This is a genomic window from Pseudomonas fluorescens (assembly GCF_005938625.1).
Taxonomy (GTDB): domain Bacteria; phylum Pseudomonadota; class Gammaproteobacteria; order Pseudomonadales; family Pseudomonadaceae; genus Aquipseudomonas; species Aquipseudomonas fluorescens_BD.
The window spans coordinates 63,281-79,168 of the sequence record NZ_VCNJ01000056.1; the positions used below are offsets into that span (position 1 = coordinate 63,281).

Genomic DNA, 15,888 nt, shown 5'->3' on the forward strand with positions numbered 1-15,888 from the left:
GATGGCGCACCGACTGAAGACACGAGGAAAGCATGAGCAAGCAGATTCTGATTCTCCCAGGTGATGGCATTGGTCCGGAAATCATGGCCGAAGCGGTCAAGGTGCTGGAGCTGGCCAACGACAAATACAGCCTGGGCTTCGAGCTGAGCCATGACGTGATCGGTGGCGCCGCCATCGACAAGCACGGCGTGCCGCTGGCCGATGAAACACTCGACCGCGCCCGTGCTGCCGATGCTGTGCTGCTGGGCGCCGTCGGTGGCCCGAAATGGGACGCCATCGAACGTGACATCCGCCCTGAGCGCGGCCTGCTGAAAATCCGTGCGCAACTGGGCCTGTTCGGCAACTTGCGTCCGGCGATCCTTTATCCGCAACTGGCTGACGCTTCTAGCCTGAAGCCGGAAATCGTCGCTGGTCTGGACATCCTGATCGTCCGTGAGCTGACCGGTGGTATCTACTTCGGCGCGCCACGCGGCACCCGCACTCTGGAAAACGGCGAACGTCAGTCCTACGACACGCTGCCGTACAGCGAAAGCGAAATCCGCCGCATCGCCCGCGTCGGTTTCGACATGGCCATGGTCCGTGGCAAGAAGCTCTGCTCGGTGGACAAGGCCAATGTGTTGGCGTCCAGCCAACTGTGGCGTGAAATCGTCGAAGAAGTGGCCAAGGATTACCCGCAAGTCGAACTGAGCCACATGTACGTCGACAACGCCGCCATGCAACTGGTGCGCGCGCCGAAGCAGTTCGACGTGATCGTTACCGACAATATGTTTGGCGACATTCTGTCCGACGAAGCGTCGATGCTCACCGGTTCCATCGGCATGCTGCCGTCGGCCTCGCTGGATTCCAACAACAAGGGCATGTACGAGCCTTGCCACGGCTCGGCGCCGGACATCGCCGGTAAAGGCATCGCCAACCCGTTGGCGACCATTCTGTCGGTGTCGATGATGCTGCGTTACAGCTTCAATCTGCACGATGCGGCCGATGCCATTGAAAAAGCCGTTAGCGTTGTGCTCGATCAAGGCCTGCGCACCGGTGACATCTATTCGGCCGGTTGCAGCAAAGTCGGTACGCAGGAAATGGGCGACGCAGTAGTCGCCGCGCTGCGGAATCTGTAATCTCTCGGGCCCGCTGCGAAATTCAATACAAAGCAGCGGCCCACTTTTCAAGAAGGTGTAGTTGCGATGAAACGTGTAGGTCTGATCGGTTGGCGCGGGATGGTCGGTTCCGTGCTCATGCAGCGGATGCTGGAAGAGCAGGATTTCGATCTAATCGAGCCGGTGTTTTTCACCACGTCCAACGTCGGTGGCCAAGGCCCGTCCGTGGGCAAGGACATTGCTCCGCTCAAGGACGCTTACAGCATTGATGAGCTGAAGACCCTCGACGTGATTCTGACCTGCCAGGGCGGCGACTACACCAGCGAAGTGTTCCCCAAGCTGCGCGAAGCCGGCTGGCAGGGTTACTGGATCGACGCGGCTTCGAGCCTGCGCATGAACGATGACGCGGTGATCATTCTCGATCCGGTCAACCGCAAGGTCATCGACCAGCAGCTCGACGCGGGCACCAAGAACTACATCGGCGGCAACTGCACCGTCAGCCTGATGCTGATGGGCCTGGGTGGTCTGTTCGAAGCCGGTCTGGTTGAGTGGATGAGCGCCATGACCTATCAGGCGGCATCCGGTGCCGGCGCGCAGAACATGCGTGAACTGATCAAGCAAATGGGCGCGACCCACGCCGCTGTCGCCGATCAACTGGCCGATCCGGCCAGTGCGATCCTCGACATCGATCGTCGCGTGGCCGATGCCATGCGCAGCGAAGCGTACCCGACCGAAAACTTCGGCGTACCGCTGGCTGGCAGCCTGATCCCGTGGATCGACAAGGAACTGCCGAACGGCCAGAGCCGCGAAGAGTGGAAGGCCCAAGCCGAGACCAACAAGATCCTCGGCCGCTTCAAGAGCCCGATTCCGGTCGACGGCATCTGCGTGCGCATCGGTGCGATGCGTTGCCACAGCCAGGCGCTGACCATCAAGCTGAACAAAGACGTGCCGATCGCTGATATCGAAGGGCTGATCAGTCAGCACAACCCTTGGGTCAAACTGGTGCCGAACCAGCGCGAGATCAGCATGCAGGAGCTGAGCCCGACCAAGGTCACCGGCACGCTGAATGTTCCGGTGGGTCGTCTGCGCAAGCTGAACATGGGTTCGCAATTCGTTGGTGCGTTCACCGTCGGCGACCAACTGCTGTGGGGCGCGGCCGAACCGCTGCGTCGCATGCTGCGGATTCTGCTTGAGCGTTGATTGCTTGAAGTAATGAAAGAGCCCGTGCCTTGTGAGAGGTGCGGGTTTTTTTATGCCTGATGGTTCTCGGGCGTCTGGTCTGGCCTCTTCGCGAGCAAGCTCGCTCCCACAGGGGAATGCATTTCAAATGTGGGAGCGAGCTTGCTCGCGAAGGGGCCGGTGCAGGCGCCGCAAATCCCCGGCAGAAATTGCCTGTGCGCCAGTCACCCGGTAAAGTGCCGCTCCCCCCGTTTCGCCAGAGGCTCGCACCATGACCCAGACCCTAGATATTGCCGTGATCGGCGCCACCGGTACTGTCGGCGAAACCCTCGTACAGATTCTCGAAGAACGCAGCTTCCCGGTCGGCAACCTGCACCTGCTGGCGAGCAGTGAATCGGCCGGCAGCTCGGTGCTCTTCCGCAACAAGAACGTGCGTGTTCGCGAAGTCGACGAGTTCGATTTCAGCAAGGTCAAACTGGTGTTCTTCGCCGCCGGCCCGGCGATTACCTTGAGCTACGCCGCCCGTGTCCACGCTGCCGGTTGCTCGCTGATCGACCTGTCCGGCGCCTTGCCGGCCGATCAGGCGCCGCAAGTGGTGCCGGAAGCCAACGCCGCAGTGCTCGCCGGATTGAAAGCACCGTTCCAGGTCAGCAGCCCTAGCCCGTCGGCCACTTCACTCGCCGTGGTACTGGCGCCGCTGCTTGATCTGCTCGACCTGCAATCGGTGCATGTCACCGCCAATCTGGCCGTTTCAGCCCAAGGTCGCGAAGCCGTCACCGAACTCGCGCGGCAGACCGCCGAGCTGCTCAACATGCGCCCATTGGAGCCAACCTTCTTCGATCGGCAGATGGCATTCAACTTGCTGGCTCAGGTCGGCACGCCCGACGCGCAGGGTCATACGCTGCTGGAAAAACGTCTGGTTCGCGAGTTGCGTCAGGTGCTGGCCAAGCCTTTATTAAAGATTTCCGCAACTTGCGTTCAAGCCCCGGTGTTTTTTGGCGATAGCCTTAGCGTGACCTTGCAGTCAACGTCGGCTGTCGACCTGACAAAAGTCACCGCTGCACTCGAAGATGCGGCCGGGATCGAACTGGTCGAGGCCGGCGATTACCCGACTGCGGTCGGTGACGCGGTAGGGCAGGATGTTGTCTATGTCGGTCGCGTGCGCAGCGGTGTCGACGACCCGGCGGAACTAAATCTGTGGCTGACGTCAGATAACGTACGCAAAGGTGCGGCCCTTAACGCTGTGCAGGTGGCTGAATTGTTGATAAAAGACCTGCTGTAAAAGATACTTGGCAACAATTTGTCGACTGATTCTAGGTGAGCGCTATGCTTGCCCAGATTGCTTGATAACGTGTCACCCTCCGGGACTTTCCGGGGCATCAAAGAAATGATCGCGCGCGACATCTGTCGTCGTCGCGCGCAATGCCTTACGGCAGCGGTATTCAACATCTTCTCGCTGGCCGAGGAACGTTCAAACAAAGGATGAGGCTATGGTTCAAGTTCGCAAACTGGTGTTAGCAATAGCGGCCGCCTCGGCGCTGTCCTCCGGTATGGCGCATGCCCTCGGGCTCGGGGAGCTGACCCTGAAGTCGACCCTGAACCAGCCGCTGGTGGCTGAAATCGAGCTGCTCGACGTCAAGGATCTCACCGCTGCCGAAGTGGTGCCGAGCCTGGCTTCACCTGAAGACTTTGCCAAGGCCGGCGTCGACCGCCAGGCCTTCCTCAATGATCTGACATTTACCCCGGTACTCAACGCCAGCGGCAAAAGCGTGCTGCGCGTGACATCGAGCAAGCCGCTGTCGGAACCGATGGTCAAATTCCTCGTGCAGGTGATGTGGCCGAACGGCCGTCTGCTGCGCGATTACAGCGTGCTGCTCGATCCGTCGAAATTCTCGCCGCAGACCGCTGATGCCGCCGCACAACCGGCGCCGTCGCAGACCATCGCAGCGCCGACCACTGGCGCTACGCACCCGACCCAATACACGACCACGCCGCGCGACACCCTGTGGGAAATCGCCGCGAAGGCGCGTACCGGCGGCTCGGTGCAGCAGACCATGCTGGCCATTCAAGCGCTGAACCCGGATGCGTTCATTGGCGGCAACATCAATCGCCTGAAAACCGGTCAGGTGCTGCGCCTGCCTGATTCCGTGCAAAGCACTGCGCTGCCACAGTCTAAGGCGATTGCCGAAGTCGCGGCGCAGAACGAAGCCTGGCGCTCGGGCCGTCGTTATGTGGCCAAGCCAGGCACCGGTCAGCAGCAACTCGATGCGACCAACCGTGGTCGCGGCAATACCGGTGCAGCACAGAACGCCCAGGACAATCTGAGCCTGGTTTCCGCTGAAAGCGCCAAGGCGCGCGGCAAAGGCCCGGCGGGTGACGCCAAGGCGCTGAGCAACAAGCTTGCGGTGACTCAAGAAAGCCTCGACACGACCCGTCGTGATAACGAGGAACTGAAAAGCCGTATGTCCGATCTGCAAAGCCAGATGGACAAGCTGCAAAAACTGATCGAGCTGAAAAACAATCAGCTGGCGAAACTGCAAGCTGAAGGGGCGGGCGCTGCGCCAGCCGCCAACGCTGCTGCACCGGCGGTGCCTGCGATCACGGCTGAACTGGCTGCCACGCCGCCAGCCACTCCGGCAGAAGCGGCGCCGACGCCAGAGTCTGCCATTGCGCCGCCGGCTGAAACGCCAGTTGAGCCAGTAGTTGCGCCGAAGCCGCCGGTCGATGAAGAGAAAACCTTCAATGAGCTGCTGACCAACCCGATCCTGCTGGGGCTGATCGGTGGCGGCGCTGTGGTTCTGCTGCTCCTGCTGTTGTTGCTGGCGCGTCGCCGCAAAGCTCAGCAGGAAGCCGAGAAACATCTGCGCATGGCCCGTGCCCTGTCGGAGGAGCAAGAGTTCTCCGCCGAGCAGGATCTGCCGGAAAGCAGCTTCGAAGGTCTGGAAACCCCGGCGGCGAGCGTCAAGCTCAACACCCCGGCACCTGCACCTGCTCCGGCCCCCGTAGTGGCTCCGGTAGTCGCCCCGATCGTGATGGCCGAGCCGATTGCTGCGCCGCTGGTGGCGCCGGCCGCCGAGCGTTCCGATGACGTGCTCGACAAGGCGCAATCGCACATCAACGCCGGTCGCCTGAATCAGGCAGCCGCGCTGCTGGAAGAGGGCGTCAGCCTGGAGCCGCAGCGCAGTGATCTGCGTCTGAAACTGATGGAAGTTTACGGTCAGCAGGGCGACCGCGATGCGTTCGTCGCTCAGGAACGTCAACTGGTGGCCAATGGCGACAACTTCGCCAAGGTCGAAGAGCTGAAAAGCCGCTTCCCGGCCATGGCCGTCGTCGCTGCGGCGGGTCTGGCCGCTGCTGCCGTGGCTGCCGAGCTGGACGCGCAATACGTCAAGGATCTGCTGCTGGATGAGCCTGAAGTGCCTGAGCCGGCGCCAGTGGAAGACGATCTGGACAGCGCGTTTGATCTGAGCCTGGACGATCTCGACAACATCACCCCGGTAGAGCCTGCGCCTGTGGTTGAGCCTGAAGCGCCGGTCGAGCTGGACGAGTTCCCGTCCGACGATGACCTGAGCTTCGAATCGGTGCTGCAACAGCAGACTGATATCAAAGAGAACCTGGATGATCTGTCGGACTTCGACCTGGATCTGGATCTCGGCGCCGAACCGTCGCCAGCCACCTTGGCTGAAGACGACTTCCTGCTGGATCTGGACGAGGGCGTGAAGGATCTGTCGCCAGTCGAGCCGCCAGTCGTGGCTGACGTGCCGCAAGACGATCTGGAACTGCCGGCCGATTTCGATCTGTCGCTGGCGGACGAGATGGATTCCAACCCACCGGCCGAGCCTGATGCGTTTGCCGCCGAGCTGGACGACGTCAATGCCGAGCTGGATCGTCTGTCGCAAACCATTGCCGAACCGACCTTCACCGAAGCCGATGCGGCAATCGGTGGTGATCTGGGCGAAGACGATTTCGACTTCCTCGCCGGCACTGACGAAGCTGCGACCAAACTCGATCTGGCTCAGGCTTACATCGACATGGGCGACAGCGACGGCGCACGCGACATCCTCAACGAAGTGTTGACCGAGGGTGACGAGAAGCAGCGTGGCGAGGCCAAGGAAATGCTCTCGAACCTGGCGTAAGTCCAGCGGTAAACAAACAACGGCAGCCCAGTGAGGCTGCCGTTTTTGTTCGTGCCGGGTCCAGTAGTGTCTGATCCAGCGCTTTCGCGAGCAAGCTCGCTCCCACATTTGGAATGCATTTCCTCTGTGGGAGCGAGCTTGCTCGCGAAAGCGGTGTTACAGGCGACAGAGAACGCTCTGGCATCCCTGAACCACAGCCTTATAATGCCCGCCTTTGCACAAACAGCAGGCTGTCCCACCTTGGCAAACATAGATAACCCGGTCGCCGAAATGGCCCCCGACGGCTTTTACCGCGTCGCGCTGGGCGTTGAGTACAAAGGCTCGCGCTACAGCGGCTGGCAGCGTCAGCTGACCGGTGTGAAAACGGTGCAGGAAGAGCTCGAAAAAGCCTTGTCGAAAGTCGCCAACGCGCCGGTTTCCTTGCAGTGCGCCGGGCGCACCGATGCCGGCGTGCATGCCTGCGGACAAGTGGTGCACTTCGACACCACGGTCGATCGGTCGCTGAAGGCTTGGGTCATGGGCGCCAACATCAATCTGCCCCACGACATCAGTGTCAGTTGGGCGCGGGTGATGCCGGCGCATTTTCATGCGCGCTTCAAAGCCATCGCCCGGCGTTATCGCTATGTGATCTATAACGATCAGATCCGCCCGGCGCATCTCAACGAAGAAATCACCTGGAACCACCGTCCGCTGGACGTCGAGCGCATGGCCGAGGCCGCGCAATACCTGATTGGCACCCACGATTTCAGTGCGTTCCGTGCCGGCCAGTGCCAGGCCAAGTCGCCGATCAAGAAGATGCATCACCTGCGCGTGACCCGTCACGGCAAGATGATCGTGCTCGACATCCGCGCCAATGCCTTCCTGCATCACATGGTGCGCAATATCGCCGGTGTGCTGATGACCATCGGTGCCGGCGAGCGCCCGGTGGAGTGGATGAAGGAAGTGCTGGAAAGTCGCGAGCGCCGTTCCGGTGGCGTTACGGCGCATCCTTACGGTCTGTATCTGGTGCAGGTCGAGTATCACGATGAATTCCCGTTGCCCGAGCGTTTTATCGGGCCACATTTCCTTACGGGATTCTCCGAACTTGACGGCTGACGCCCTTGAGCGCTTTTGTTACCATCCGGGACTTTCCCGGTTTTTGCCTCGGAGTTTTTCTCGATATGTCAGCCGTTCGCAGCAAGATCTGCGGGATTACCCGCATAGAAGATGCGCTGGCCGCCGTTGAGGCCGGGGCAGATGCGATCGGGTTCGTGTTCTACGCCAAGAGTCCACGAGCGGTCACCGTACAGCAGGCGCGGGCGATTATTCAGACATTGCCGCCGTTCGTGACCACCGTGGGTCTGTTCGTCAACGCCAGCCGCTGCGAGTTGGGGGAAATCCTCGATGCCGTGCCGCTGGATCTGTTGCAGTTCCATGGCGATGAAACTGCTGAAGATTGTGAAGGCTGGCATCGTCCCTACATCAAGGCGTTGCGGGTCAAGGCCGGTGATGACATAGCGGCTGCTGTTGACGCTTATCCCAGCGCCAGCGGTGTTCTGCTCGATACCTACGTTGAAGGCGTGCCGGGCGGAACCGGTGAGGCGTTCGACTGGTCATTGATTCCGCAAGGTTTGAGCAAGCCGTTGATTCTGGCCGGTGGTTTGACCCCGGAGAACGTTGCAGACGCCGTGGTTCGGGTGAAACCGTACGCGGTAGACGTCAGCGGTGGGGTAGAGGCGAGCAAGGGCATCAAGGATCACGCAAAGATTCACGCGTTCATCAGCGCGGTACGCAAAGCGCCATATTGATGTGACGGCTGGCAGTCTGCCGCCGTCCATCAATGCACTTGCACAAAGCAGGCGCGGCTGAGGGTTTCTGGATCGCACGCAGGTCATGTTCAGCGCTGATCGTGGCAGTCCGGAAACCATCGCCACACACATGAATTTAGCTGAAGGGCATACGCGGGGCTGCGAACCAGAGCGTTCGGGCCGCCGGTACTGGAGAAAGAAAGCATGAGCAACTGGTTAGTAGACAAACTGATCCCTTCGATCATGCGTTCCGAGGTCAAGAAGAGCTCGGTCCCTGAAGGTCTGTGGCACAAATGCCCGTCTTGCGAGGCGGTGTTGTATCGTCCAGAGCTGGAAAAGACCCTGGACGTTTGCCCTAAATGCAACCACCACATGCGCATCGGCGCACGTGCGCGCATCGACATCTTCCTCGATGCCGAAGGTCGCAACGAGCTGGGCGCCGACCTGGAGCCGGTTGACCGTCTGAAATTCCGCGACGGCAAGAAGTACAAGGATCGCCTGACCGCTGCACAGAAGCAGACCGGCGAAAAAGACGCGCTGATCTCCGTCAGCGGCACCTTGCTGGGCATGCCAGTGGTGGTTTCGGCCTTTGAATTCGCCTTTATGGGCGGTTCCATGGGCGCCATCGTCGGTGAGCGCTTCGTGCGCGCCGCCAACTACGCCCTGGAAAACCGCTGCCCGATGATCTGCTTCGCCGCCTCTGGTGGTGCGCGCATGCAGGAAGCGTTGATCTCGCTGATGCAAATGGCCAAGACTTCGGCTGTGCTGGCGCGTCTGCGTGAAGAGGGCATTCCGTTCATCTCCGTACTGACCGACCCGGTCTACGGCGGTGTTTCCGCAAGTCTGGCGATGCTTGGCGACGTGATCGTCGGTGAGCCGAAAGCCCTGATCGGCTTCGCTGGCCCGCGCGTTATCGAACAAACCGTACGTGAGAAGCTCCCGGAAGGCTTCCAGCGCAGTGAATTCCTGCTGGAACACGGCGCGATCGACATGATCATCCACCGTCAGGAACTGCGCCCGCGTCTGGGTAACCTGCTGGCACAGATGACTGGCAAGCCGACGCCGAAATTCGTCGCCGCGCCAATCGAACCGATCGTGGTTCCACCGGTACCTGCTGGCCTATGACCGAGCGCACCCTTGGCGAATGGCTCGCCTACCTTGAGCAGTTGCATCCGTCGGCCATCGACATGGGGCTGGAGCGTTCGCAACAGGTAGCGTCCCGCATGGGGCTGGGCCAGCCGGCGCCTCGGGTGATCACGGTCACCGGCACCAACGGCAAGGGTTCCACCTGCGCTTTCGTGGCTTCATTGCTGCGCGCGCAGGGCCTGAGCGTTGGTGTCTACAATTCCCCGCACCTGCTGCGTTATAACGAGCGGGTGCAGATCAATGGCGTCGAAGCCACTGACGCACAGCTGTGTGAGGCCTTCGCGGCGGTCGAGGCCGGGCGCGGCGACACTTCCCTGACTTACTTCGAAATGGGCACCCTCGCGGCGTTCTGGCTGTTTCAACAGGCCGGGCTTGATGCGGTGGTGCTGGAAGTCGGTCTGGGTGGGCGTCTGGACACGGTCAACGTGGTCGATGCCGATATCGCGCTGGTCACCAGCATTGGCGTCGATCACGCTGATTATCTGGGCGACACCCGCGAATCCGTGGCTTTCGAGAAAGCCGGAATTTTCCGTCAGGGCAACCCTGCCTTGTGCGGCGATCTGAATCCTCCGCAACCGCTGCTCGACAAAGCGCGTGAACTGGCTTGCCCGTTCTTCTTGCGTGGGCGTGATTTTGACCTCGGCATAACTGATCAGCACTGGCAATGGCGCGGCACCGATGCGCAGGGTCAAGTGGTTGAACTGCGTGACTTGCCGCTGCTCGATCTGCCGATGGAAAACGCCGCGCTGGCGTTGCAGGCGTATCTGCTGCTCGGTTTGCCGTGGGATTCGCAACAGATTGTCGCGGCGTTGCAGGCCACTCGCGTGGTCGGGCGACTGGATCGCCGCTCGTTCGAGTGGAACGGCAAGCGCCTGAATCTGTTGCTGGATGTGGGTCACAACCCGCACGCCGCCGAGTATCTGGCTCGTCGTTTGGCTGCGCGGCCACCGGTCGGCAAGCGCCTGGCGGTGTTCGGTCTGCTGGCCGACAAGGATCTGGATGGTGTTGTCGGCGAATTGAATGCTAGTGTCGAGCATTGGGCCGTTGCGCCGCTGGATTCGCCGCGCGCACGTCCAGTGGCCGAATTAAACGCTGCATTGCAGAACCTTGGCGCTGCGGTCACGTCTTACGACAGTGTTGCCGCCGCCCTGGAAGGGCAGTGCGCCGTGGCTACCAGCGACGACGAGATTCTGTTGTTCGGATCATTTTATTGTGTCGCCGAGGCCCTTGAATGGCTGGCCCGGCGCTCCACGGAGGAAGCGGCAAATGGCTTTGCTGGATAAAGCGTACAAGCAACGCATGGTTGGCGCTTTGGTGCTGGTTGCGCTGGCGGTGATCTTCCTGCCGATGCTGTTTTCCCGTCAGGACGAGCAGCGTCAGGTGACCGTTGAAGCGCCGGCAGCTCCGCAAGCGCCTGCCATGCCACAAGTGCAAATGGAAACGGTGGCCGTGCCTGAGCCGCAAGCCTTGCCGCAGGAGCCAGTGCCAACGGATGAAGAAGTCGCCGAAGACACGGCGCCTGCTGCGCCCGTCGCACCGGCGCCGACGGCTCCTATTATGATCACCAAGCCTGTTGCGCCGCCTGCAGTGGCCAAGCCGATTCCTGCACCTGCCCAGCCGATTACTGCGGCGTCGAGCAAGCCTGACACCACGCAAAGTCGGGTCGATGCCAACGGCCTGTCGGTGAGCTGGTCGGTGCAACTGGCCAGTCTGTCGAGTCGTGCCAGCGCTGAGAGTCTGCAGAAAACCCTGCGCAGCCAAGGCTATAACGCTTACATTCGCTCCGCCGATGGCAAGAATCGGGTGTTTGTCGGCCCGTTGATCGAGCGTGCCGAGGCTGATCGTCTGCGTGATCTGTTGGGCCGTCAGCAGAACCTCAAAGGGTTTGTCGTGCGCTTCCAGCCTGAGCGCGGCTAAAAACTATCACCTCGATTGAAATGCACTGACAATCGCAGCTTACCGAGAGGCATGCGCTCTGCTAAAATGCGCCGCCTTATCCGTCTGTAGGCTGCACTGTGCCATTTACCTGGGTTGACTGGGCGATCGTTGCAATCATCGCCATCTCCGCTTTGATCAGTTTGAGCCGCGGCTTCGTCAAGGAAGCATTATCGCTGGTGACCTGGATCATCGCAGGAGTCGTCGCCTGGATGTTCGGTGGCTCATTGTCCGAGTACCTCGCCGGATACATCGAAACCCCATCGGCTCGCGTGATCGCGGGCTGTGCCATCATGTTTGTCGCCACACTGATCGTGGGCGCAATGATCAATTATCTTATCGGCGAGTTGGTTCGCGTCACCGGATTGTCCGGGACCGATCGATTCCTCGGCATGGCCTTCGGCGCTGCGCGTGGCGTGTTGCTGGTGGTCGTGGCGGTCGGGCTATTGAGCCTGGGGCCGGTACAGCAGGACGGGTGGTGGAAAGAATCACAGCTCGTACCAAAATTTCTATTGGTCGCTGATTGGTCCAAAAACCTGATTCTCGGGTGGAGCAGTCAGTGGCTTGCCAGCGGAATCAGCGTACCCGCTGATATTCCGTTCAAGGAGCAACTCTTGCCGTCGGCGAAAACGCCTCAGTGAGTGTTGTTCAGTTCAGATCCATTAAGTAGGGGTTGCGTCGCATGTGTGGCATCGTCGGTATCGTCGGTAAGTCGAACGTCAATCAGGCGCTGTATGACGCGCTAACCGTGCTCCAGCACCGCGGCCAGGACGCTGCCGGTATCGTCACCAGCCATGATGGCCGGTTGTTCCTGCGCAAGGACAATGGCCTGGTGCGTGACGTCTTTCAACAGCGTCACATGCAGCGGCTGGTCGGCCACATGGGTATCGGCCACGTCCGTTACCCGACCGCGGGCAGCTCGACCTCGGCCGAAGCTCAGCCGTTCTACGTCAACTCGCCTTACGGCATCACCCTGGCGCACAACGGTAATCTGACCAACGTTGAGCAGTTGGCCAAAGAGATCTACGAATCCGATCTGCGTCACGTCAACACCAGTTCCGACTCGGAAGTGCTGCTCAACGTGTTCGCACATGAGCTGGCCCAGCGCGGCAAGCTGCAACCGACCGAAGAAGACGTGTTTGCCGCGGTGACTGACGTGCACAACCGTTGTGTCGGTGGTTACGCCGTTGTGGCGATGGTGACCGGTTACGGCATCGTCGGTTTCCGTGACCCGCATGGCATCCGTCCGATCGTGTTCGGGCAGCGTCACACCGACGAAGGCGTCGAGTACATGATCGCCTCGGAAAGCGTTTCGCTGGACGTGCTCGGTTTTACCCTGATTCGCGACCTGGCCCCGGGCGAAGCGGTCTACATCACTGAAGACGGCAAGCTGCATACCCGTCAATGCGCGACCAACCCGTCCCTGACGCCGTGCATCTTCGAACACGTCTACCTGGCGCGTCCGGATTCGATCATCGATGGCGTGTCGGTCTACAAGGCCCGTCTGCGCATGGGTGAGAAGCTCGCCGAGAAGATCCTGCGCGAGCGTCCAGAGCACGACATCGACGTGGTTATCCCGATTCCGGACACCAGCCGTACCGCGGCACTGGAGCTGGCCAACCACCTGGGCGTGAAATTTCGCGAAGGTTTCGTCAAGAACCGTTACATCGGTCGTACCTTCATCATGCCGGGCCAGGCGGCGCGCAAGAAATCGGTACGTCAGAAGCTCAACGCCATCGAACTGGAATTCCGCGGCAAGAACGTGATGCTGGTCGATGACTCGATCGTGCGCGGCACCACCTGCAAGCAGATCATCCAGATGGCCCGCGAAGCCGGCGCGAAAAACGTCTACTTCTGCTCCGCCGCTCCGGCAGTTCGCTTCCCGAACGTCTACGGCATCGACATGCCGAGCGCGCACGAACTGATCGCACACAACCGTTCGACTCAGGACGTGGCGGATCTGATCGGCGCTGACTGGCTGATCTATCAGGACCTGCCTGACTTGATCGAAGCGGTCGGCGGCGGCAAGATCAAGATCGAGAACTTCGATTGCGCAGTGTTCGACGGCAAGTACGTCACCGGCGACGTCGACGAGGCGTACCTGAACAAGATCGAACAGGCGCGTAACGACTCCTCGAAGATCAAGACCCAGGCGGTCAGTGCGATCATCGATCTGTACAACAACTGAGTTTCTACCGGCCCTGAGGGGCCGGTTTTGTATCTGACTTTCAATTTTCGCGAACAGGGCAAGGAGTGACAGCATGAGTCAGGAATGGGATGCCGGTCGGCTGGACAGCGACCTCGAAGGCGTAGCGTTCGATACCCTGGCCGTACGTGCCGGTCAGCACCGTACGCCGGAAGGCGAGCACGGTGATCCGATGTTCTTCACCTCCAGCTACGTGTTCCGCACGGCTGCCGATGCGGCCGCGCGGTTTGCCGGCGAAGTGCCGGGCAACGTTTACTCGCGTTACACCAACCCGACCGTGCGCGCGTTCGAAGAGCGTATTGCTGCACTGGAAGGCGCCGAGCAAGCCGTTGCCACCGCCACCGGCATGGCGGCGATCCTGGCGGTGGTGATGAGCCTGTGCAGTGCTGGCGATCACGTGCTGGTCTCGCGCAGCGTATTCGGTTCGACCATCAGCCTGTTCGAGAAGTACTTCAAGCGTTTCGGTGTGGAAGTCGATTACGTGCCGCTGGCTGACCTTTCGGGTTGGGACGCGGCAATCAAGTCGAATACCAAGCTGCTTTTCGTCGAATCTCCGTCCAATCCTTTGGCTGAGCTGGTCGACATCACCGCACTGGCTGAAATCGCCCACGCCAAAGGAGCGATGCTGGTAGTCGACAACTGCTTCTGCACGCCAGCGTTGCAGCAGCCGCTGAAAATGGGCGCAGACATCGTCGTGCACTCGGCGACCAAGTTCATCGACGGTCAAGGCCGTTGCATGGGCGGCGTGGTTGCCGGTCGCAGTGAGCAGATGAAAGAAATCGTCGGCTTCCTGCGCACCGCCGGCCCGACCCTGAGCCCGTTCAATGCGTGGATCTTCCTCAAGGGTCTGGAAACCCTGAAACTGCGGATGAAGGCTCACTGCGCGAACGCCCAGGAACTGGCCGAATGGCTGGAGCAGCAGGATGGCATCGAGAAGGTGCATTACGCCGGTCTCAAGAGTCATCCACAGCACGAGTTGGCCCAGCGCCAGCAAAAGGGCTTTGGTGCGGTGGTGAGCTTTGAGGTCAAGGGCGGCAAAGAGGGCGCCTGGCGCTTTATCGATGCCACCCGGTTGATTTCGATTACTGCCAACCTCGGTGACAGCAAAACCACCATCACGCACCCGAGCACCACCTCTCATGGTCGTCTGGCGCCGCAAGAGCGTGAAGCGGCGGGCATACGTGACAGCCTGATCCGCATTGCGGTCGGTCTGGAAGATGTGGCGGACCTGCAGGCCGATCTGGCGCGCGGTCTGGCAGCGTTGTGATCGAGTTGTCTACGCCGACAGCGGGCACCCATGGCCGCGTTGCGCTGGTCACGGGGGCCGCGCGCGGTATCGGTCTGGGGATCGCGGCATGGCTGATCAGCGAAGGCTGGCAGGTCGTGCTGACCGACCTGGATCGTGCGCGCGGTTCGAAAGTAGCGAAGGTACTGGGCGAAAACGCCTGGTTCATCGCGATGGATGTTGCCGATGAGGGCCAGGTCGCGCTCGGCGTTGCCGAAGTGCTGGGGCAGTTTGGTCGCCTCGATGCGCTGGTCTGCAACGCGGCGGTCGCCGATCCGCACAACATCACTCTGGAAAGCCTCGATCTGGCTTACTGGAATCGCGTGCTGGCGGTAAACCTCAGTGGGCCGATGCTGTTGGCCAAGCACTGTGCGCCATACCTGCGCGCGCACAACGGTGCGATCGTCAATCTGGCCTCGACCCGTGCACGCCAGTCGGAGGCGGACTCCGAGGCGTATGCGGCGAGCAAGGGTGGCTTGTTGGCGCTGACGCATGCGCTGGCGATCAGTCTGGGGCCGGAGATTCGCGTCAACGCCGTCAGTCCGGGCTGGATCGATGCGCGTGATCCCTCTGCGCGTCGGGCCGAGCCTTTGGCCGATGCCGATCATGCTCAACATCCAGCGGGCAGGGTAGGGACGGTTGAAGACGTAGCGGCGATGGTAGCCTGGTTGCTGTCGAGGAATGCCGGGTTTGTCACCGGGCAGGAATTCGTCGTCGATGGCGGCATGACCAAGAAGATGATCTACAGCGAATAAATCGCGTTCTTTTTCTGAATTTGCGTCGAATGGACTGCCGTCTTCACGAGAAAGCACGCTCCCGCATTTGGAATGCATTCCCCTGTGGGAGCGGGCTTGCTCGCGAAGGCGGTCTTGCAGGATGGAAACAATTTCGTCTTTTTTAGAAAAACTTCAATCCTGCTATTGACTTAGGTTCGCTACCTGCGTAAATTTCGCGGCCTCGGAGATGCAAACGGGTGATTAGCTCAGCTGGGAGAGCGTCTGCCTTACAAGCAGAATGTCGGCGGTTCGATCCCGTCATCACCCACCACTCCCGAGACACTTGCGTAAGCAAGAGCGTAGGCTGAAAGTGCCTGCACCGACGCGCAGCGGTAGTTCAGTCG

Annotated in this window: 13 protein-coding genes and 1 tRNA gene; all 14 read left to right on the forward strand. The window is 60.7% G+C overall.

Annotated features, from left to right (window positions below):
* Positions 1–32 precede the first annotated feature (32 nt).
* The gene (gene leuB, locus FGA82_RS26995; RefSeq protein WP_141129452.1) at positions 33–1,115 is read left to right on the forward strand and encodes a 3-isopropylmalate dehydrogenase; all 1,083 of its coding nucleotides are present in this window, start codon (positions 33–35) and stop codon (positions 1,113–1,115) included.
* Positions 1,116–1,181: 66 nt separating this feature from the next.
* Entirely contained in the window at positions 1,182–2,294 is a 1,113-nt protein-coding gene (asd, locus tag FGA82_RS27000) for an aspartate-semialdehyde dehydrogenase (RefSeq protein WP_007913448.1), read from the forward strand.
* Positions 2,295–2,544: 250 nt separating this feature from the next.
* Positions 2,545–3,555: an aspartate-semialdehyde dehydrogenase gene (locus FGA82_RS27005; RefSeq protein WP_141129453.1), complete on the forward strand. Its 1,011-nt coding sequence runs from the start codon at positions 2,545–2,547 to the stop codon at positions 3,553–3,555.
* A 208-nt stretch (positions 3,556–3,763) separates the two neighbouring features.
* Positions 3,764–6,409, forward strand: coding sequence for a FimV/HubP family polar landmark protein (locus FGA82_RS27010; protein ID WP_141129454.1), 2,646 nt, complete (start codon positions 3,764–3,766; stop codon positions 6,407–6,409).
* 270 nt (positions 6,410–6,679) lie between these two features.
* Positions 6,680–7,504, forward strand: a complete 825-nt coding sequence (gene truA, locus FGA82_RS27015) for a tRNA pseudouridine(38-40) synthase TruA (RefSeq protein WP_171057367.1) — start codon at positions 6,680–6,682, stop codon at positions 7,502–7,504.
* 65 nt (positions 7,505–7,569) lie between these two features.
* Positions 7,570–8,196, forward strand: a complete 627-nt coding sequence (locus tag FGA82_RS27020) for a phosphoribosylanthranilate isomerase (RefSeq protein ID WP_141129456.1) — start codon at positions 7,570–7,572, stop codon at positions 8,194–8,196.
* Positions 8,197–8,400: 204 nt separating this feature from the next.
* Positions 8,401–9,321 carry an acetyl-CoA carboxylase, carboxyltransferase subunit beta gene (gene accD, locus FGA82_RS27025; RefSeq protein ID WP_007913458.1) on the forward strand — a complete coding sequence of 307 codons (921 nt, stop codon included), beginning with the start codon at positions 8,401–8,403 and terminating at the stop codon, positions 9,319–9,321.
* On the forward strand, positions 9,318–10,625 hold the full coding sequence (folC, locus tag FGA82_RS27030; RefSeq protein WP_141129457.1) for a bifunctional tetrahydrofolate synthase/dihydrofolate synthase: 1,308 nt from the start codon (positions 9,318–9,320) through the stop codon (positions 10,623–10,625). The genes accD and folC overlap by 4 nt, the downstream gene beginning before the upstream one ends.
* Positions 10,609–11,259, forward strand: a complete 651-nt coding sequence (locus FGA82_RS27035; RefSeq protein WP_141129458.1) for an SPOR domain-containing protein — start codon at positions 10,609–10,611, stop codon at positions 11,257–11,259. The genes folC and FGA82_RS27035 overlap by 17 nt, the downstream gene beginning before the upstream one ends.
* Positions 11,260–11,357: 98 nt before the next feature.
* Entirely contained in the window at positions 11,358–11,918 is a 561-nt protein-coding gene (locus tag FGA82_RS27040) for a CvpA family protein (RefSeq protein ID WP_007913461.1), read from the forward strand.
* Between the two features lie 41 nt (positions 11,919–11,959).
* Complete coding sequence (gene purF / locus FGA82_RS27045) at positions 11,960–13,465, forward strand: amidophosphoribosyltransferase (protein ID WP_007913462.1); 1,506 nt, start codon at positions 11,960–11,962, stop codon at positions 13,463–13,465.
* 73 nt (positions 13,466–13,538) lie between these two features.
* Positions 13,539–14,750 (forward strand): O-succinylhomoserine sulfhydrylase, encoded by a 1,212-nt coding sequence (locus FGA82_RS27050; RefSeq protein WP_141129459.1) that lies wholly within the window; start codon positions 13,539–13,541, stop codon positions 14,748–14,750.
* Positions 14,747–15,523 carry an SDR family oxidoreductase gene (locus FGA82_RS27055; protein ID WP_141129460.1) on the forward strand — a complete coding sequence of 259 codons (777 nt, stop codon included), beginning with the start codon at positions 14,747–14,749 and terminating at the stop codon, positions 15,521–15,523. The genes FGA82_RS27050 and FGA82_RS27055 overlap by 4 nt, the downstream gene beginning before the upstream one ends.
* Positions 15,524–15,739: 216 nt before the next feature.
* Positions 15,740–15,815: transfer RNA gene (locus FGA82_RS27060), tRNA-Val, on the forward strand.
* Positions 15,816–15,888 lie beyond the last annotated feature (73 nt).

Coding starts and splice junctions, on each gene's coding strand:
- leuB (WP_141129452.1), top strand. CDS start 33: ATGAGCAAGCAGATTCTGATTCTCCCAGGTGATGGCATTGGTCCGGAA.
- asd (WP_007913448.1), top strand. CDS start 1,182: ATGAAACGTGTAGGTCTGATCGGTTGGCGCGGGATGGTCGGTTCCGTG.
- FGA82_RS27005 (WP_141129453.1), top strand. CDS start 2,545: ATGACCCAGACCCTAGATATTGCCGTGATCGGCGCCACCGGTACTGTC.
- FGA82_RS27010 (WP_141129454.1), top strand. CDS start 3,764: ATGGTTCAAGTTCGCAAACTGGTGTTAGCAATAGCGGCCGCCTCGGCG.
- truA (WP_171057367.1), top strand. CDS start 6,680: ATGGCCCCCGACGGCTTTTACCGCGTCGCGCTGGGCGTTGAGTACAAA.
- FGA82_RS27020 (WP_141129456.1), top strand. CDS start 7,570: ATGTCAGCCGTTCGCAGCAAGATCTGCGGGATTACCCGCATAGAAGAT.
- accD (WP_007913458.1), top strand. CDS start 8,401: ATGAGCAACTGGTTAGTAGACAAACTGATCCCTTCGATCATGCGTTCC.
- folC (WP_141129457.1), top strand. CDS start 9,318: ATGACCGAGCGCACCCTTGGCGAATGGCTCGCCTACCTTGAGCAGTTG.
- FGA82_RS27035 (WP_141129458.1), top strand. CDS start 10,609: ATGGCTTTGCTGGATAAAGCGTACAAGCAACGCATGGTTGGCGCTTTG.
- purF (WP_007913462.1), top strand. CDS start 11,960: ATGTGTGGCATCGTCGGTATCGTCGGTAAGTCGAACGTCAATCAGGCG.
- FGA82_RS27050 (WP_141129459.1), top strand. CDS start 13,539: ATGAGTCAGGAATGGGATGCCGGTCGGCTGGACAGCGACCTCGAAGGC.